Annotated in this window: 19 protein-coding genes and 1 pseudogene; 5 read left to right on the forward strand and 15 right to left on the reverse strand. The window is 40.1% G+C overall.

Features of this window, described 5'->3' with window-relative positions; genetic code table 11:
- Positions 1-284: 284 nt before the first annotated feature.
- A complete protein-coding gene (locus tag M3205_RS22695) occupies positions 285-791 on the reverse strand; it encodes a hypothetical protein (RefSeq protein ID WP_251171966.1) in 507 nt (168 codons plus the stop codon).
- 133 nt (positions 792-924) lie between these two features.
- On the opposite strand from M3205_RS22695, the gene M3205_RS25985 reads away from it, so the two are divergent.
- The 3 genes and pseudogenes from M3205_RS25985 (at position 925) to M3205_RS22705 (ending at position 3,586) form a co-directional block, all read left to right on the forward strand.
- On the forward strand, positions 925-969 hold the full coding sequence (locus M3205_RS25985; RefSeq protein ID WP_115648277.1) for an erythromycin resistance leader peptide: 45 nt from the start codon (positions 925-927) through the stop codon (positions 967-969).
- A 322-nt stretch (positions 970-1,291) separates the two neighbouring features.
- On the forward strand, positions 1,292-2,155 hold the full coding sequence (locus M3205_RS22700) for a putative RNA methyltransferase (protein WP_251171967.1): 864 nt from the start codon (positions 1,292-1,294) through the stop codon (positions 2,153-2,155).
- A pseudogene (locus M3205_RS22705) lies at positions 2,155-3,586 on the forward strand (Msr family ABC-F type ribosomal protection protein). Before M3205_RS22700 ends, M3205_RS22705 begins: the two are co-directional and overlap by 1 nt.
- Positions 3,587-3,670: 84 nt before the next feature.
- Here M3205_RS22705 and M3205_RS22710 read toward each other — a convergent pair.
- The 4 genes from M3205_RS22710 to M3205_RS22725 form a co-directional block, all read right to left on the reverse strand.
- Complete coding sequence (locus M3205_RS22710) at positions 3,671-4,786, reverse strand: zinc metalloprotease (protein ID WP_251171968.1); 1,116 nt, start codon at positions 4,784-4,786, stop codon at positions 3,671-3,673.
- Between the two features lie 242 nt (positions 4,787-5,028).
- Positions 5,029-5,592 carry a hypothetical protein gene (locus M3205_RS22715; protein WP_251171969.1) on the reverse strand — a complete coding sequence of 188 codons (564 nt, stop codon included), beginning with the start codon at positions 5,590-5,592 and terminating at the stop codon, positions 5,029-5,031.
- A 14-nt stretch (positions 5,593-5,606) separates the two neighbouring features.
- Positions 5,607-6,431 carry a hypothetical protein gene (locus M3205_RS22720; protein WP_251171970.1) on the reverse strand — a complete coding sequence of 275 codons (825 nt, stop codon included), beginning with the start codon at positions 6,429-6,431 and terminating at the stop codon, positions 5,607-5,609.
- A 71-nt stretch (positions 6,432-6,502) separates the two neighbouring features.
- Entirely contained in the window at positions 6,503-6,907 is a 405-nt protein-coding gene (locus tag M3205_RS22725; protein WP_251171971.1) for a RidA family protein, read from the reverse strand.
- A gap of 110 nt (positions 6,908-7,017) precedes the next feature.
- Between M3205_RS22725 and M3205_RS22730 the strand changes: the two genes are divergently transcribed.
- A complete protein-coding gene (locus tag M3205_RS22730) occupies positions 7,018-7,479 on the forward strand; it encodes an outer membrane protein assembly factor BamD (RefSeq protein WP_251171972.1) in 462 nt (153 codons plus the stop codon).
- Positions 7,480-7,517: 38 nt separating this feature from the next.
- Here the strand turns inward: M3205_RS22730 and blaOXA are convergent, their stop codons facing one another.
- Positions 7,518-8,267 carry a class D beta-lactamase gene (gene blaOXA, locus M3205_RS22735; RefSeq protein ID WP_396106292.1) on the reverse strand — a complete coding sequence of 250 codons (750 nt, stop codon included), beginning with the start codon at positions 8,265-8,267 and terminating at the stop codon, positions 7,518-7,520.
- A gap of 197 nt (positions 8,268-8,464) precedes the next feature.
- On the opposite strand from blaOXA, the gene M3205_RS22740 reads away from it, so the two are divergent.
- Positions 8,465-9,799 (forward strand): aminotransferase-like domain-containing protein, encoded by a 1,335-nt coding sequence (locus M3205_RS22740; protein WP_251171974.1) that lies wholly within the window; start codon positions 8,465-8,467, stop codon positions 9,797-9,799.
- A gap of 100 nt (positions 9,800-9,899) precedes the next feature.
- On the opposite strand, the gene M3205_RS22745 is transcribed toward M3205_RS22740, so the two are convergent.
- The 9 genes from M3205_RS22745 to M3205_RS22785 form a co-directional block, all read right to left on the reverse strand.
- Positions 9,900-11,072 carry an MFS transporter gene (locus M3205_RS22745; protein WP_251171975.1) on the reverse strand — a complete coding sequence of 391 codons (1,173 nt, stop codon included), beginning with the start codon at positions 11,070-11,072 and terminating at the stop codon, positions 9,900-9,902.
- A gap of 142 nt (positions 11,073-11,214) precedes the next feature.
- Positions 11,215-12,183 (reverse strand): hydroxymethylglutaryl-CoA lyase, encoded by a 969-nt coding sequence (locus tag M3205_RS22750; RefSeq protein WP_251171976.1) that lies wholly within the window; start codon positions 12,181-12,183, stop codon positions 11,215-11,217.
- On the reverse strand, positions 12,183-13,385 hold the full coding sequence (locus M3205_RS22755; protein ID WP_251171977.1) for a CaiB/BaiF CoA transferase family protein: 1,203 nt from the start codon (positions 13,383-13,385) through the stop codon (positions 12,183-12,185). Before M3205_RS22755 ends, M3205_RS22750 begins: the two co-directional genes overlap by 1 nt.
- Positions 13,386-13,474: 89 nt before the next feature.
- Positions 13,475-13,969, reverse strand: a complete 495-nt coding sequence (locus M3205_RS22760; RefSeq protein ID WP_251171978.1) for a 3-isopropylmalate dehydratase small subunit — start codon at positions 13,967-13,969, stop codon at positions 13,475-13,477.
- Positions 13,960-15,213, reverse strand: coding sequence for a 3-isopropylmalate dehydratase large subunit (locus M3205_RS22765; RefSeq protein WP_251171979.1), 1,254 nt, complete (start codon positions 15,211-15,213; stop codon positions 13,960-13,962). The genes M3205_RS22760 and M3205_RS22765 overlap by 10 nt, the downstream gene beginning before the upstream one ends.
- Before the next feature lie 39 nt (positions 15,214-15,252).
- Positions 15,253-16,296, reverse strand: a complete 1,044-nt coding sequence (locus M3205_RS22770) for an ABC transporter substrate-binding protein (protein WP_251171980.1) — start codon at positions 16,294-16,296, stop codon at positions 15,253-15,255.
- A gap of 21 nt (positions 16,297-16,317) precedes the next feature.
- Positions 16,318-17,154, reverse strand: coding sequence for an ABC transporter permease (locus M3205_RS22775; RefSeq protein WP_251171981.1), 837 nt, complete (start codon positions 17,152-17,154; stop codon positions 16,318-16,320).
- Positions 17,151-17,927 (reverse strand): ABC transporter ATP-binding protein, encoded by a 777-nt coding sequence (locus tag M3205_RS22780; protein WP_251171982.1) that lies wholly within the window; start codon positions 17,925-17,927, stop codon positions 17,151-17,153. The genes M3205_RS22775 and M3205_RS22780 overlap by 4 nt, the downstream gene beginning before the upstream one ends.
- 2 nt (positions 17,928-17,929) lie before the next feature.
- On the reverse strand, positions 17,930-18,718 hold the full coding sequence (locus tag M3205_RS22785; protein ID WP_251171983.1) for an IclR family transcriptional regulator: 789 nt from the start codon (positions 18,716-18,718) through the stop codon (positions 17,930-17,932).
- Positions 18,719-19,045: the final 327 nt, after the last annotated feature.

A 19,045-nucleotide genomic window follows, 5' to 3' on the forward strand; every position in this document is an offset into this window, starting at 1 on the left:
CAGTAGAATCTGCGGAGCGAAATTTTTGAAGTAGTGGAAGGGGCCCCTTCCACTACTTCAAAAACATAAGAGCTAAATAACTTGTTTTTCCTAGGAATGAATTTACACAAAATAGTGGACTTGACTGCCGTTTTCCTGATTTCCAATTTAGATTGGGCACCCAGCGGGTCTTTTTTTTACCCAAAACAGCATTTGTGTGCGGATATACTAAATTTATGTGCAGATAAAATATTTTATGTGCGGATAGCCCTTTTTTATGTGCGGATAAAAATATTTATGTGCGCTTAAGCACTCCTACCTCCCTGCCTGACACATCCCTTTAATGTATTCTGCAAAATAACCGGCCCCAATGTACCGGAGCGGGAATTGGATAGACGCAATTGCACAATTGCATCAGGAGAAAGCTCAGCTGATATTTCGTCAAACTTGCCAACCCATGGGATGCCGCCAAAGATACTTGGCTGCTCTTCTTTAACTGGGTACATTTTAATTCTCCAGCTGATTACACCAGGAATTTCGGCAAACCCTTCATATTGGTCATAATCGCCAAATTCGGAAGGCTGGGGCACCCAGTCAGCGTAAATTCCAATTGCTGTCCGTTCCCTGACAGGACTGTCCGGCTCAGCTGTATAGGGCTTTTTCACTTTTGTTATAATAGCCGTACCCTGCATATTCGGTATTTCTTTTACAGGCTCCAGCAAAATGCTGCAGGGATAGGAAAGAGATTCTGCATGTGCTTCAAATAATGGAAGTGATAAAAACACAATCAAAATCATTAAAAATCGTTTCATTACGTTCCCTCCGTTTCAAAGACTAATTTGCCCTTCAAGCCACTGTAAAATTCGGAGAACCCTTTGACTTTTTGAATAGATGCACATATAATGGTCACTGTATCAAATTAGATTTTAGGAGGATTATTAAAAAATGACACACTTTATGAGACTTCGATTCCCAACTTTGAACCAGTAATTTAATACGTTCAAAGGCTCTGTTTGTGTGAACAGAGTAAACGGGATTAGTCTGTCCTTTTTTAATAATCTTCATTTCATATGAAATAGCCTCTATTTGTGCTATTTTCCTAAATTGCCGCGGCAATTTTATTATGAATGGAAAGGCGGATTTTTCTGCCTTTCTTTTTTTATGTCTATAAGCCTTCCAATAGACAGCAAATGGAAGGTTTATTTGCTGACGGCTCCTGATCAGCCCCTAACCGAATTAGGATGGGGCCTTTTCCCTTTACTCTGAATCACAGGCAGATGCCTGTGATTTTTTTATTGAAAGGAAGAAGAAAATGGATCATCACGCTAAATACAAACGTTTTATAAATGAACTTAGATGCCCGCTATGTGAGGATTCACTGCAGGTTGATCAAGCGAAAAGCCTGATATGCCCAAACAGGCATACCTTTGATATCTCATACCATGGCTATGTGAACATGCTCAGCATTTCACCGAAGGGCAGGTACAATAAAGCTTTATTTGAAGCCAGGAAGAAAATCATTATGGAGAGTGAGCTTTTCGCACTTCTTCATGAGAAAATAGCAGCCGCAATTGGCTCCTTTTCAGCAGATTCTGATGCCTTAATCCTTGATGCAGGATGCGGTGAAGGATCGCATCTTGAAAAGATTTTGCGCTATTCCAGAAACGGAACAGTGACAGGGATTGGCCTGGATATATCCAAAGCAGGGATTGCTCAGGCTGCCAAAAGCTATAAAGATTCCATTTGGCTTGTCGGAGATCTGGCAAAATCTCCTCTGGCTGATCGCTCTATAAATATGATTTTAAATATCTTTTCTCCTTCTAATTACAAGGAGTTTAAACGGATTCTGACTCCAGGCGGGCTCATCATTAAGGTCGTTCCGCGTGCTGCTCATTTACAAGAGCTCCGGAATGCCATTCATGGAACCAATCAAAACAGCTTTTACAGAAATGATGAAACCATCTCCCTTTTTAAAAAGCATTTTACGCTCATAGACATTGTCACCGTGTCAGATGCAAAAGAGTTGAATGAAAAGGAACGGACACATTTAGTGCAGATGTCTCCCCTTGCCTGGGATGCCAATGAGACAGCTTTGGAGGCATTCAAAAGCAGCCAAATCACTATTGACGCAGATATATTAATTGGATTAAACCAAAAAGAAACGAGGTTATTGTAATGGAAAATGTACTTTATGAATTAAAAAATATAGAAGTTTCCTATTTAGATAGAGTAGTATTAAATATTCCCCGGCTGGCTGTGCATCAGTTTGACCGGATCGGAATTGTCGGCAAAAACGGGGCTGGAAAAAGCACCCTCCTGAAGCTCATGGCTGAACAGATAAAGCCTGAGAAAGGGCTGGTTTACAGCTTTGGCTGATTTTGCCTATTTCGATCAACTGGCTGGTCAGCTGGCAATCCCGGACATTAAAATCGAAAGTTTAAGCGGCGGGGAAAGAACGAGGAGGAAATTAGTGCACATTTTTTCCAGCTATTATGAGGGATTGTTAATAGATGAGCCCACCACCCATCTCGATAAGGAAGGGATACAATTTTTTATTGATGAGCTGACCTATTATTATGGTGCCCTTGTGCTCGTCAGCCATGACCGGTATGTACTGGACCAGCTCGTCACAAAAATTTGGGAAATTGAAGACGGAACTGTGACAGAATATACCGGTAACTATTCTGATTATATAGAGCAAAGAGAACTGCAGCGGAAACAGCAGCTTGAGCAGCATGAAAAATATGTGAAAGAGAAATCCCGCTTAATAAAAGCGGCAGAAGAAAAAATGAAAAAGGCGGAGAAAATTACACAAGCCAACGGGCATATCTCCAAAAAGGAAACTAAGGCCAAAGCCAATAAAATGTTTATGACAAAATCCAAGGATACAAGCCAAAAGGCGGTCCAGCGCGCAGCCAAAGCCATTGAGCAGCGGGTACAGATGCTCGAGAATGTGGATGCGCCAAAGGAAGAAATGACGATTCGCTTTCATCAGCATCCAACACTGGAAATGCACAATAAATTTCCCATTATGGGAAATCGGGTAACGTTAAAAGGCGGAGAAAAAACACTTCTGAAAGAAGCGAGCTTCCAATTCCCCCTTGGCAAAACGATTGCCATTACTGGAAAAAACGGATCAGGAAAATCAACACTCCTCAACCATATCCTGAACCGCGGCGAGGGTATTACCCTCTCTCCTAAAGCGTTAATTGGCGCCTATGAACAGATGGATTACCAATTCGATAAAAGCAGAACGGTGCTGGATTATATGAAAGACAAAAGCGATTATGATGATAGTAAAATTCGTTCGGTTCTGCACTCCATGAATTTTACAGGAAATGACCTGAAAAAGGATGTGCAGAGTTTAAGCGGCGGCGAAGCAATCCGACTCGTGCTTTGCCAGCTTTTCCTTGGCAGATACAATGTGCTGATTTTAGATGAGCCCACAAATTTTCTTGATATTTATTGCATCGAGGCTCTGGAACGATTTTTAAAAGCCTATCAAGGAACTGTTCTGCTGGTTTCACATGATACAGTATTTATTGAACGGGCAGCTGATTGTGTGTATGCGATAGAGGAACAGATGCTGGTTCTTAAGAAGAACTAAAAAAATGGACCCGGCTGCTTTTGCAGCAGGGTCTTTTTCGTAGGGCAAACAAAAGAGTGTTCTCATTAGAATTGGACTCGCAATTTAAATAATAGCATTTTCGCAAAAATTCGGGATTGCCTGTTGTTTTGGAGGTAGTGCTGTTGTCTTACAAACCAAATCCATGTCATAAAAAATTTCATGGATGCTCGAAGTAAGAAATTCTCCGAGATCAATACCCCAATTTGTATCGTCCTTAAGGAGAATTGGGGGAAAATCTATTTTTTCATCAGATCCTGGATCAAATTCGGTTACATCCGTTATGATTTTTATGCCAGCATTAACATCTGGAACTTCCACCACTGTTCGAAGGCCGATGTGATACGGAATATCAGGATGATCATCCTCAATGTCATGGTGCTCCCATGAAAGTTTTTCTGTCTTAATACTAATCGGATCTTCATCAGGATTGGACCCAGGCCTTATTACATTGATTGTAAAATTAAACCTAACCTCGATATCATCATCCACAAATTCAGTTACTTCTCTAACTGCCAAACGAAGTATTTCAACCTCAATCCGTTTAGGGAATTCTGTAGTAAATGACACCGGATAGAACTCCTCTTGAATCAGAGGACTTCGTCTTATTGCTGCGCATTGTTCATTCGACACATCAAACCCCGCCGTATTCGGAAAGAACATAAGATTGTTTGGATTATTTACATGGTCCAGCCCTAAACAATGCCCTAGCTCATGTGCAACTTTTTCCCCTCGAAGTTCAATAGCTGTCATCATTGAAAAATATTTATTGTTGCTGACATCCCCTATAGAAGCTCCGAGTTCGTTATTTCTCAATGCTGCTCCTCTAACGAAGTGAAGTGATATATGCGCTCCATCTGTGCAGCAGGTTTTAAGATTATATAACAGCTCTGCAGTTGGATAGTTAGACATATTCGAAAAAAAATCAGCTGCAGAATCTATCTCTTCAAGTGCAAAATCATAATCGTCCGGATTTGGTACAATCTCTTCAAGTTTTTTTATCCTATCTACATTAAATACTATCCCGCACCGGCATAAGATATCATTCGCTTTTCCAATCAAGGTACAGATCTCATTATTTTCAATCCTTACGCCTGGCGAGACAAACACACAAATATTAACCACCCTGCACTTTTTGGTGATAATTTCTATCGCATTATCCGGGATTTGATTACAAGTCATGGTCTACCCCCATTATCGAATACTTATGGCGGTTTTATTATGTGTCCCATACTCAATTCTATACCCTAAATTCATGAAACCTTAGAGACTTAGGCACTAATGCAGCACCCGCTTCTACCTCAGATAATTGGCCGCTTAACCAAAACGGAGCCACCGACAAAATACTCGGAACATCATGGGCGCCGAATACTTCTTTGACTGGTCAATTGCAGGCTAGCTTCAGTTACCCAATCGTTAGAGAATTATTTCAACTCAATCTCCTTAATCCAAAACTCTAAGGCTTCCATTGGTTCATCTCTCATATGAACATAATAGATTTTTACCTCGTTTGGTTTTACATTTTCCGGCAGTGCAAATGAAAAACTAAATTCCCTGGATGTCTCTATATCAAATAGTTGAGGTTCTAATTCAGGAGGCCGCTCATTTTTTAACCATTCCTGAACCGAATCTTCAAAGTAACGGCTGTCCATTTTTTCATAATCCTCAGATCTATTTCGCTTAACTTCCGTTACTTCCTCATTACCAGGAACATAAAAAACAATAAAATCTGTGGGAAATCTATATGCATCTAATGGTTTTTCCCAAACGCCTGTCACTGTATAGGATTGATTTTCCTTTTCGACTGTGAAATTCAATGAATCAGGAGCAGTATGATACCAAGAATTAAAAAACACATATCCGGCAAAAAGGAATATTGCCAATACAGGCAGTATAAAGAGCAGTGACACTATTCTGCTCGTCTTCCATAACATGATTCCTAAAATAAATAAACCCATAAGGACGATTATTGCAAGGATAATAGACATTTAGTTCTCCATTTTCAATTATTTATTCTAATCCAGCTGACGGCAAGAAAATAACCGATTATGGGTGAGATTCCATATCCCATGATCGGCATTGGAAAATGACCAAATAACGTTACAATCATAGCCATTAAGAAATAAACTCCCAAAGATAACGATACAATATTATTTCGGCCATAATAAAAGAATGGACTTAATAATAACAGCAACGACAAAACACCAAAAATCAACCAGACAATGCCAAGGTCTGCAACCAAAAAGATAATATCTTCTACATAAGGAACCGGTGCTAAATCATCGATAAAAATCCATGAAATGATCACTGTGACAGTGCTAAGCATAAGGCTCAACAGCTTTAACTTCCAATTACTAATCTTCTTCCACAAAATAATTGAAGCCGCACAGGAAAATGAAGTTAATTGACCTGCATCGGGATGGAAAAGCAAGATTAATAAGGTTATAAAGTACAGTGCCGTGGTATAGCTAGCAGGATTGTTTCGTTTCCATAGCTGAATAATAATAATTGGCAAAATAATGCTTGCTGCATATATGTTAACCGGTCCAAAAGTTATCCAGCGATGTACACCGCCTGAACCATCAAAGAGGAATGGAAGAACTAATAATGCTATTGAAATGCAGGTTAAAAGAAGATTGCCTTTGCTTATTCTTTTCTCCTTTTTACGGATGAAATAATAAGAACACATTACCGTTCCCAATAACCAGATGAATAGGTTTTGAAGCGAAATGCCGGGACTCACACCATTTGCAGCCATGGCAAAAGTCCCTATTAAGATAGCAGGAATCATTAGTAAATAAGAAATAGAATTTTTTAAAATAATCATGTTAAAATCCCCTTTTTATTATCGTCGAAAATTTTAACATATTAGTCATCAACTTATTAAATAAAATTTAATTATTCTTTAGCTACTGCAGCAACCGCTTCTATCTCAACTAATTGGCCGCTGTACCCCAAAACGGTTACACCGGACAATGTACTCGGAACATCATGGGAGCCGAATTCCTCTCTGATTGCCTGCCATGCAGCCACCAAATCTGCCTGATCACCGGATGCAACAAGAACTCTTGTATATGCCACATCCTTTAATGCAGCATCACATTCCTGTAAGGCTGCTCTCAGATTTTCAACACAAAGCTTGGCCTGTTCTTCAACGCTGATTCCCTCTGGTACTCTCCCTTCTTGATCAAGAGGACATGCACCCGCCATAAAATAAAGTTCCATTCCAGTAGGAACATGCGAGGCGTAAGCATAGTCAACAGCAGGTAAAACCTTGGAATGTATTAGTGAGATATTCTTCATTTCTAAATTCCTTTCCTTTGGCCTATTACTTATTGAATTCTAGCTATATATAAGATTTCCTTTTTCAGGTGAACTACTTTTAATAACCATCCTAAAAGGCGGGTGTTATAATGCGGAGTTTAAGATTAGTAAGTATAATCATAATTGCGTCTGTCAGCTTACTGTCTGGCTGTTCAAATAAATCGGTGGATCAAGCGGAATTTCCGCCAGAGAAGTCGGCAACTGTTGAAGTGAATGGAACAGAATATCCAATGGAAAAAGGAAACTATCAGTGGGTCAGAAAAAATGGAAATGAGACGGAAGCAGTCAAAACGGATCATGCATCTCCGAATCAGATGGCCGTACAGCTTACACCTATTCCTGTAAAGCCGGGCCAGAAAGTCAAAGTGAAAATTGAAGATGATCCAGTAATGAAGGTATATTTATGGAATGCCACGGGAATTGAAAGTCAAATTAAGCTTGAGGATAATCAGATTAACACGCCTGCAGATGAAGGAAAATATATTTATGAAGTTTTAGCAGAATGGCAAAACGGTGAAATCTCTTTTACATTTGTGGCGGAGGTTCAGTAATAACAGGGAAACCAGTAAATGGTTTCCCTTGATCCAGCTTAGTTTTTAATAATTTTTCTCTCCTTCAATACTTCTAATGCAATATTCTTGGCCTCAGTGCCTGATCCATCGATATTCACCGCAAACACCCATGTGCCCTTCTCCGTTTCAATAAAACCAACATACCAGCCAAGTCCCATATCAGAGAGTCTTGTCCCTGTTTTCCCATGTAGAATGAAGTGATCCTGTTCATCCTGAATCATCATGCGTTTGACTGTCTTTTGGTTTTGTTTTGAAAATGGCAAGTCTTCTTCAACTAATTTTTCGATAAAATCAGCTTGTTCTGCTGCAGATATTCTCAGGCTGCTATCGAGCCAGAACTTATCAATTCCGCCAGATATGTCCTGGTTCCCATACCCTATCTTTGCAGCGTAATCAGCCATTTTGTTTTCACCAATTGTTCTTGCCAGGTCCTGATAAAACCAGATCGCCGATTCCCTCATGGCGGAAGCAAGCGAATGATCCCGGTTCCAGCTCTCAAATTCCCGCTCCACTCCATCCCAGCGTTTCACTTCGTACTCATCTCTGACAGCGGCTGTTTCCAGCCCGATTAGAGCATTGGCTACTTTAAAGGTCGATTCCGGTGTCAGTCTCTCTTTGCTCCGCTCCTTGTTATAAACATACACCTGGTCATTCCTAAGACTTTTAAGGACCATCGTGCCCCTTTTACCAGCAAAAGCTTCTTCAATGGGCAGCTCTTTCGCATTTTCTTTTCCGTCTAATAATACATCAGCACCTGTTCCTGTCATCAGCAATAATAAGGCAAGTACGGCTATTCCGGCTCTCCTCATCCACTTCATCTTTACTTCCTCCCTCTATAAAATAGGATTTCCGTCATGATGTCTGCTCTGTATTTGTCCCTTATACTATAAACAGCACGATAGATATATAAAAGAACAGATTTGCCCATCTGTACCCATACAAAAACTCTGGGAGGTGTGAATTCATGAACACTAAATATGAGGAAATTATAGGAGAAATCCAATCCAGACTGAATGATGAACGGTTGAAATCCGGAGAAAAGCTCCCTTCCATCCGCAGGGTTGCCAAAGAATTCAGCTGCAGCATCAACACCGTACTGAAAGCTTACAGTGAATTAGAAAAGGCACATCTCATTTACTCTGTGCCAAAAAGCGGCTATTTTGCAGTAGGCACCGATAAACCCAAAAAACGAACTCAAATGAAAATAGACTTTGTTTCGGCAGGACCTGATAAAACCAGGATGCCCTACCGTGATTATCAGCATTGCATGAATCAGGCAATAGAACTTTATAAGGAAGAAATGTTTCAATATTCCCATCCCCTCGGCTTGGTGAGTCTTCGGCATCAGCTTTCAGCACAGCTTCAGGACCTGCAGGTTTTCGCCCCGCCTGAAAGAATTGCCGTTGTCTCAGGTTCCCAGCAGGCTTTGGATCTCTTGATTTCACTGCCTTTTCCCAATCATAAAAAAGAGATTTGCGTTGAACAGCCTACCCATTTCAGTTTCATAGATTCCATCACCTCCCGCGGCTTGAAGCCTGTCGGCATAGAGAGAAACCAGAAAGGCATAGACCTAAATTACTTAGAAAAGGTATTCAGAGAACGAAGCATCAAGTTTTTCTACACAGTTTCCAGATTTCAGAACCCGACAGGCTGCAGCTATTCCAACCAGGAAAAAAAGCACATGGTCGAGCTCGCTCAGAAATATGACGTCTATATTATTGAGGATGACTATATGGGAGATCTTGATACTAGAAAAAAGGCAGATCCCATGTTTGCCTATGATCCTTCGGGAAGAGTCATTTACACTAAAAGCTTTTCAAAAATTTTGCTGCCTGGGCTGCGATTAGGATTGGCTGTTCTTCCGGAAGAGATAATGAAAGTTTTCACACAAGCTAAGTTTGCAGCGGACGTCCACACCCCCGTCCTCACACAAGGGGCACTGGAGATTTATTTAAGCAGCGGTATGTTTAAAGCCCATATTGAAAAACTCCGGCGGCAATACAAAAAGAAAGGCACCATTCTCAAGAAAGCATACCTGGAGTATTTGCCTCCCAATGCTGCTTTTACTGGCGGGGATTCCGGATTCTATTCGACAGTGGTCCTTCCGAGCAGAATGAAAGCAAAGAATCTTGCGGAATATCTCAAAAAGAAAAATGTACTGGTTCAGGATGCTTCAGGCATGTACCTTCCTGAATACAGGGAGGAAAATCGTATTCGTTTAAGCGTGTCACAGGTGGATGGCAGGAAGATTGAGGTTGGAGTGAGGAAGATTGGGGATGGGATTCGGGCATTAATCTGAATATAAGAGGAAACACATTCATAGATGGAAGCTCAGTTTACGCTGAGCTTTCTAAATTACCCAACCATATTAAAACAAGAGCACCCTATTGTATTTCACCTTAAAATGACTCCTTTTTTCCTTCTTCTAAACTCGTCTTTCTTCCTCCAAGTAACAATAGTCCTCCAACAATCCAAAATACAGCTGACATACTAATAAAATTTGCAATTGCACCGAAAAGCACCGGCGCAGACATCTGAGTCAGCCGATTTACTGTCAGTCGAAGGCCAAGCCCTTCCCCCACTTTATTGTTTGGCAAGCAGTTAATAGTTGAGGATATAGAAAGCGGCTGACCAAGCCCTAATCCTATGCCTAAAATGAATGAAAACATTGATAAAACGATTATGTTATTAAAAAACGGCAGAAGAAGAAAACACATTCCGGATAAAATGATTGAGCCCATTGCAATAAATGTCCGGGAATACATATTTAATAGAGAAGGCAGGGACCACCTGATCAATATACCTGCAATAGCATTTATCGATACGATTATTCCTATAGCTGTAACAGTTAATTTGAATTCTATTGCTAATAAGGGAAAGTAGGCAGTGTAAATATCTTTACCAAGCAATACTAAAATACTCACTAAAAAAGCCCGTCTAAGATTTGACCCTTTTAATAATTTAACAGAATCAAGTATTCTGTTTTTTTGCTTAAATGTGTTATCAAGAGTTCTTGATTTCCCTTTTAAGAAAAATGTGAGAAAAACGGATAAAAAACCTATGCTGCCTAGTGCCCCAATAGCAAATGGGTACCCATATTTCTCACCGATCATTCCTCCGGCTAATGGACCGATAAAACTGCCCAAAGCAACTCCGATGCTAAATTTCATAATATTCTTTTCTCTCTGCGATTCTTCCATGCTTAATTGTCCAGCCATAGCCTGTGCAGAAACCACAAAGATGGTTTGCCCAATGCCTGCTGCTAATTGAGAAATATAAACAGCCTCCAGACTTACAAATAACATAGGAATACTGAGGGAGCAAGCGCACATTATTGTACTGCATATAATGGGCTTTTTATATCCCATCAAATCAACATAATAGCCAATTTTGATAGCAAGAAAAGTCGGAAGCAATGGAAAAAGGGCAATAATGAACCCTATCTCGATCGGACTTGCTTTTAAATCATATGAAAGCAATGATATTAATGGGCGGGTCCCCATAATTCCAATCATTATCAAAAATGTAATAACCGTGATTAAATGCTCCTCGAAAAATTTATGGAATTTCAATAAGGCCATCACCCTTCTCTGAATTAACTGTTTAGAGATTATCTAATTATGATGCTTGAAGGATTTATCTTTTTGCTTGTAAAAAAAGCCGATTTCTCCGAAAAAGGAAAACCGGCTTTTTGTTTATTAAGTTAGTGTTCAGTTAATTAACAGATTCTAATTTTTGTTGTTTATCAGGCCTTTTGCTAAGCTGTGAATTAGGTCCTGCCTGGAGCATATAGCTGCTTTTCTCCTTTTTCCCCAGCATCTCATTTACCTTCTTTGCTGCCAGGATTGCATCATCCAATTTTATCCCTGTTTCAATTCCCATCTCGTGGAAACTATGAACTAAATCTTCTGTTGCAATGTTCCCGCTGGCTCCTGGGGCATATGGACAGCCTCCAAGCCCAGCAATGGAGCTGTCAAAATTAGTAACTCCCTGCTGGAGAGCCGCAACCGCATTTGCAAATGCCATTCCGCGTGTATTATGAAAATGCATTGAAAAAGTTACTTCAGGATATTGTTCTTTAAGTACACCTAGGTAGTTATATACCTGATAAGGGTTACCCATACCGGTTGTGTCGGCTAAAGAAATTTCTTTTATGCCCATTGCCCTATATCGATCCATGATTGGAATGATCTTTCTTAGAGGCACTAATCCTTCATAAGGACAGCCAAAAATGACAGAAATAGAACCCCCAACTTCGACATTGTGTTTCACCGCCAAATTAATGATTGGCTCTAATGCATTTTGGGCTTCTTCCACGCCGCAGTTGGCGTTAGAAATACTATGCGAATCGGTAGCGGAAAGCATGAGCTTAAGCTTTCTTATTCCAGCATCAATAGACCTCTGGGCACCTTTTACATTTGGCACGAGTGAACGAAATTTTATACCCTGTAACTCTTCTGTTTGGAGTGCATGTGCTGTGACTATTTCTGCATCTTTTAATTGAGGAATGGCTTTTGGATGAACAAAGGAAGTTAATTCTATGGACTGAACTCCCGTCCTAGCCAGAAGCCTGATAATTTCAAGTTTTTTATCTGTAGGAATCCATGTATGTTCAGCTTGAAATCCATCACGTGGAGCGACTTCACAAATGGAAACTTTCTTAGGAATGAATAGCTGATCCATTATATAATTCCTTTCTCCTTGAGTATGTTTAGCTCATCATGTGTGAGCCCTAACTGATCCCGTAATATTTCATTATTATGTTCACCTAATTCAGGAGCACGGTGCCGAATTGAACCGGGAGTTTCAGAGAATTTAGGTACAATACCAGGTACCTTTAATTTGCCTAAACGCGGATGCTCCACCTCAACTATATTTTGCCGTGCAGCATAGTGAGGGTCATTGAAAATATCTTCTATACTCAAAATAGGACTCATTGGCACCCCATATTCATCCAATTTTTCTTGAAGTTCAGCTAGTGTAAGTTGCTTAATAAAATTTATTACAATCTCTTGAACTTCACCATCATTTTTTAACCGTACTGAATTTGTGTAATACCGTTCATCCTCAAGCATATCTTTTCGATTCATTGCGTCGGCTAATCTATTAAAGGTTGCATCTGAGCTGCAGACAAGTACGACATATTTTCCATCCTTTGTTTCATATGTTCCGGCTGGACTGGAGTGCCCTGCAAGACCAGGACTTCTCTCTCTAACAATTTTATTTTGATCATATTCAGCTATTAGAAAATCGAACATCCTAAAAATCGATTCGTATAGTCCCATTTCGACTACCTGACCGGCAGCTCCCTCATTATTTTCGCGGTAATATAATGCGCTTACTGTAGAAAACGCTGCGAATATTCCGGTTACATAGTCTAATAGAGAGTATGATGGGCTAACAGGAGGACGATCTGGATATCCTTGAATATAAGTATGCCCGCTAAAGGCAGTGCCAGGAGTACCAAAGCCTGCTTTCTCCCGATAGGGACCCGTTTGTCCATATCCCGAAATACGGACCATTATTAGGTTGGGGTTTGCTTCTTTTAAAACCTCAAAACCAAGCCCCCATTTTTCCATAGTGCCTGGACGGAAGTTTTCTATTAAAACATCAACACCTTTTATTAACTTTAAAAATATTTCTTTGCCTTCAGCAGAATTGATATTTAATGTAACAGATTTTTTATTGCGTGAAATACCTGGCCATCTGAGAGGCTCTTCATCTTTCCATGGACCAACTGACCTAAGGCTATCCCCTTTTGGATGCTCTATTTTTGTCACATCCGCACCTAGGTCAGCTAATAAAGTCGCACCAAATGGAGCCGCAATCATAGTTGAGATATCCAGGATTTTCACCCCTGTTAAGGGACCGTAATTTGTTGTCATATTATCCCTCCGTAGATAAGTCCTAATTTCCACTATGTGATTAGATATTTAATAAACACAATAGGTATTAAGGAAAGACGCTTTTTTTACTAAATGCTATAGTTCTTATTTGTTTTTAAATAGGAAGCCAGCCCGCCGGCATTTAAAATGCTGATCATGACTTCAGGCATTTTTGTACCAACGTATTCTTTACTAGCTGTTTCATTTACCACTCTTCCACTTTCTAAATCTACAGATATTTCATCTTGACTATTAATTTCATGGTGTGGAATTTCAACTAGCGGAAGACCAATATTTATGGCATTTCTATAAAATATCCGTGCAAAAGACTTGGCAATAACAACTGATACACCTGCAGCTTTTAATGCTAGAGGTGCTTGTTCACGAGAAGACCCGCAGCCAAAATTGCTGCCGCCAACCAGTATATCTCCAGATTGTAAGCGGGAACGAAAATCTGGATCCAGATCTTCTAAAACATGATCAGCCAAATCATTTAAATTTAAAGTTTTAGTGTATTTTCCCGGGATAATTCTATCCGTATCTATATCGTCACCGTACACATGTGCGTTTCCATTTAGATGCATTCAGGTTCCACCTCCATTGCATAACGCGGGTCAGCTATTTTGCCCTGCAGCGCAGAATATGCCACAACAGCAGGTGAAGCGAGGTAAATATTGGAGTTTCGATTACCCATTCGCCCTCTAAAGTTGCGGTTGCTGGAGGAAATGATGTTCTCTTCATTTCCTGGTACTCCCAAATGCGTCCCTACACAAGGTCCGCATCCGGAAGTTAGAAAGCTGGCGCCTGCTAATGTAAGTGTTTCTGCAGTTCCATCTCTTAATGCCTTTAAATATACATCCTTGGATGCAGGAGCAATCAGCATTCGGACCTGAGGATGAATAGTCTTCCCCCTTAGGATATTAGCTGCCTCATGTAAATCTTCCAATCTTCCGTTTGTACAGCTGCCCAGAAATGCCTGTTGAACGGGTACTCCTTGAACGTCAGTAATATTCCTCACATCATCTGGAGAATGCGGTATGGAAACCTGGGGTTCAAGCTTGGAGACATCAAATTGAAGCTCTTGTTCATAAAATGCATCAGGATCAGGCTCCAGATGTTCAAAAGAATATCCCAGTTTCAACCCATTCGTACTCACTAAGCCTGCTTTTGCTCCCATTTCAATGGCCATATTCGCTATGGTCATTCTGCTGTCCAAGGAAAGAGGAATAATCGCTTCACCGCAAAATTCGATAGATTTGTAGTTAGCACCTGCGATGCCCAATTGTCCAACTAAATATAAAATAAGATCTTTAGCAGATACACCTTGTTGAAGAGTTCCTGTCAATTCAATCTTTATAGATTCAGGCACCTTCATCCAGGTTTTCCCTGTCAGCATAACACCAGCCAAGTCTGTTGACCCCACTCCTGTTGAAAAAGCTCCCAATGCTCCATAGGTGCAGGTGTGGGAATCCGCACCCAAAATTAAATTACCTGGCTTTACATGCCCCTTTTCAATCATTAGCTGATGACATATTCCTTCTCCTACGTCATAGAGCCTAATCCCTTTTTCAACAGCAAATTCACGCATTATTTTATGAAGATTCGCAATTCTTTCGTTTGGAGCAGGCGATGCATGATCGATAACAAATGTTACTTTCGATGGATTCCAAACCTGGTTTCCGTCCATATCCTCAAAAGCCTTAATGGCCAAAGGAGCTGTTGTATCGGATGCCATCACACCGTCAACCATTACTATCGTCAATTCTCCAGCGGATACGCTCTTACCTGAATGTTTAGATAGAATTTTTTCGGCTATTGTTTTTCCCATATTCAGGCCCCCTTTACCTTTTCTGTTCTTCCATTAACATTATTGCTCGGTTATTTCAGCAAATTCATTATTGACAACATCCTCAAAAGGAACATTGATCCCTTCGAATCTAACATTCATATCATAGCCTTTCCTGTCAATGATCGGGCTGGTTGCAAAGGCCGGGTAATTGTTTTTATATGCAGCCTCATAAACTTCATCCTCAATGTCACTAAAGGATTTTTTCAATACTTCTTTTGCACCGGACTCATCTGTTTTAAGAAAATGTTCAGCCTTTGCAATGGCACGAGTCACTTTCTCAAATAACTCCGGATTTGATTCCATTACTTCCTTCTTTGCTACTAGACCGGTATATAGAAATCCATCTAGGCTTTCCACTTCACCTTTTGATAGGTTTAAAAGCATCATGCCATTATCCATTGCTCCCATATCTGATGTAGGGGAAGAGAACGCAAAGGCATCAATTTGGCCGTTTTTAAATGCTGGGATAACAGCTTCATTCTTTCCGAGGGGAACGAGTTCCACTTCTTTATCAGGATTAATTTTTTCCATTGCCAGAAGATGTCTGACAAGTTTGTCACTTGAACTTCCCGGAGAGGTTATTGCAATCTTTAGACCTTTTAAAGCCTTAATTTTTTCTGAGATAGATGAATTTTCGTCAATTCCTTTTTCTTTGGCCACATCTTTACTAACCACTACATTCGATGCATACTGGTTCATCATAGAAGCAAAAATTTGCACCTCTTGGCCTTTTTCCGCTGCATCCATTACATTTCCTAGAGTTGTGCCACCTATTTCAACACTTCCTCCAATTACAGCTGCCATAACTTTGGAGCCCCCGCCTGTTGTAATTACTTCCACTTCAAGTCCTTCGTCATCAAAGAATCCTTTTTCCTGTGCAATATACAAGGGAGCGAACAAAAATCCATGAGTAGTCTGTGCTATAGTGATTTTTTGTTTTCCATCAGAGGTTCCACTAGAGGCCTTGGTTTTATCCGGTGAATTTGCCCTTTCACCACAAGCACTCATTAACATTAACATCAAACCGGCAAGGACGATTAACAGCAATTTTCTTTTTTTCATAGCAGTTTCCCCCTCTTAAAATTAGTTTGAATTTGGCTGTTTCCAGCGCAGCAGCCGTTTTTCCATTATCCCAAGCACAAAATTAAGCAACACTGACATGAACATCAAAATTAAAATCGCTGCAAAGGTTCCAGCTGTATCAAACTGCCCTGCAGAAAAGCTGATTAAGAAACCAACTCCGCGGTTAGATGCAGTAATTTCGCCAATAACAGCACCTATTAAGGCATAAGGCACAGACATCTTCAGACCAACAAAAACCCAATTTAAAGCGGAAGGAATGGTAACTTTCATTAAAATCTGCCGTTCTGTCGCACCCATCAAGCGAATGCTGTCCAGCAGATCATTATCAACATTTTTCACACCAGCGTAAGTATTAAAAAACACCAGGTAGAAAACAATGACAGCTGCAAAAACGATTTTCATTTCAATTCCTATGCCAAACCACAGAATAAATAGCGGTGCTAAGGCAACCTTTGGCAAACTGTACAAAGCCATGATAAAAGGATCCAATATCTTTGCTACGTATTCCAGCCTTCCTAAAATAAAACCCAAAATAGCACCGCCTGTTGCTCCTATAAAAAATCCAATAAACATCTCCTGCGCCGTTATTCCCATATGGAAAAATAGTTCACCTGAAAGGATCCACGAATAGAGCGTCCGGAAAATATCACTAGGTTGACTAATCCAAAATTTGTCAATTATAGTGCCAGAGGCTAACTCCCAGACTAGAAGAACAGCAGCAAGCAATGCAAAACGAATTCCTGCAAGTTTAATATTTTCCTTTAAGGGGCTTATTTTTATTTCTTCGTCAAGAGGCAGATGGTCTGCACTTTTAGAGTTAGCGACACTTACACTCATACTCCGATTACCTCCTCTATGAATTCTTCTTTTAACGCGTCCCACAATGTTGTGTGCACTTTACTGAACTCATCAGTAAAACGAATGTTAAATGTGTCACGTGGCCTTGGAAGATTAACATCCTGAATTAATTTAATCGTTCCGGGCCGTTTACTGAATACGGCTACCCGATCCCCTAATGTAATCGCTTCTTCCAAATCATGTGTAACAAAGATAATGGTTTTCTTTGTTTCCTTCCAAATTTCCATTAACTTAGCCTGAAGAATTAAGCGCAACTGGGCATCAAGAGCCCCAAATGGCTCATCCATTAAAAGAGTTTCCGGATCATAAGCAAGCATCTTAGCTAAACTGACCCTTTTTCTCATGCCTCCGGAAAGTTCTTGCGGATAGTGTTTTTCAAATCCCTTAAGACCAACCATTTCAATAAACTTTGAACTCTCTTTTTCTCTTTCTTTTGCCCCCAGGCCTTTTATCTCTAAGCCAACTTCTACATTTCCTATTACCGTTCGCCAGGGGAGGAGATTATCTTTTTGTGTCATATAACCCACTCTGGTATTAATTTTTTCTACCTGCTTACCCCGATAGTAAATTTCACCGCCATTTGGTTTCATTAACCCGGCACACATATTCAATACAGTTGACTTACCGCAGCCGCTGGGACCAATTACGGTAATAAATTCACCTTCCTGGATATCGAGATTAATATTTTTGGCAGCCCAGAAAGACTTCCCTTCTCTATCAAACCTTTTTGAAACATTATTAAAGTGGATCAAGCCTATTCCTCCCCATTTGCTAAATTTTCATTGCGCGAATAACCCATTGTTCTCGAGATTTCCTTCGCTACGATTAAAATCTTTTCAGTTAAAATGGGAATCCGTTCCTCTGACAATCGCTGAATTGGGCCTGCGATAGCAATCCCGCCAACCAGCTGGCTGGAGTAATCAAAGACAGGTGCAGCCACTGAAAAAGACCCTTTTATTCTTTCTTCTTTTGAAAGTGCAAAACCATCCTCACGAATCATGGATAATTCTTTATATAAGCTTTCCTCACTTCCCTGAAACTGCCCAACTTTGATAGCGCTTTCAATAATTTGCTTAATTTCATGCTGTGGCAGGTTTGCCAAAAGGACTTTTCCTGATGCGCCTAACCACAGACAATTTCTTTGGCCTACCCTGACAAAATTGCGGACAATCTCCCTGCTTTCAATCTTTTCAATACAAACTCTTTCACCCTGATCAATAACATTCAAATCAACAGTTTCAGAGGTTTCTTCAGAGAGCTTGCGCATAAAAGGCAATGCTGAACTTCTTAAATCCATATTCCCCATTACAACTGCGCCCAGATGAAATAATTTAAATCCTAAGCTGTATTTTTGACTTACCAAGTCCTGTTGAATATAGCCATTTTGTTCAAGGGTAGCCAAAAGGCGGAATACTGTACTTTTTGAAAGTGAAGTTAATTGTGATAGTTCAGTAACTGAACGCTGCGGATTCTCTAGTGTAAAGCATTCTAGCAGTCTTAATGCACGATCAATAGATTGAACTGTTGGAACAGATTTTTTCATGTGGTCACCCCAAGGTCCAGTGTTTTTGTTCCACTCTGTGGAACACGTTCCGCATAGTGGTTATTCTTATGTACATAGTATCATAATTTTCTGTATTTTCAATAATATTTTGTATATTTTTTTAGATTTGAAAGATAAATTTAAGAGACCTTTTTAAAAATACAAAAAAAGAAGAGGCTGGGACAAAACCCTCCTCTAATTTGAAAAAGCCGGTGAAATTTTACAATGAGTAAAATTTCACCGGCTTTGTTTATTTTGGGATTAAAATAAGGACCACTTCTGATAAAATAAAGTTACCACACAAAATTCTATCGGAAAGAAGGGTCC

The sequence above is a fragment of the Cytobacillus firmus genome, from assembly GCF_023715565.1.
GTDB classification, from domain to species: domain Bacteria; phylum Bacillota; class Bacilli; order Bacillales; family Cytobacillaceae; genus Cytobacillus; species Cytobacillus firmus_C.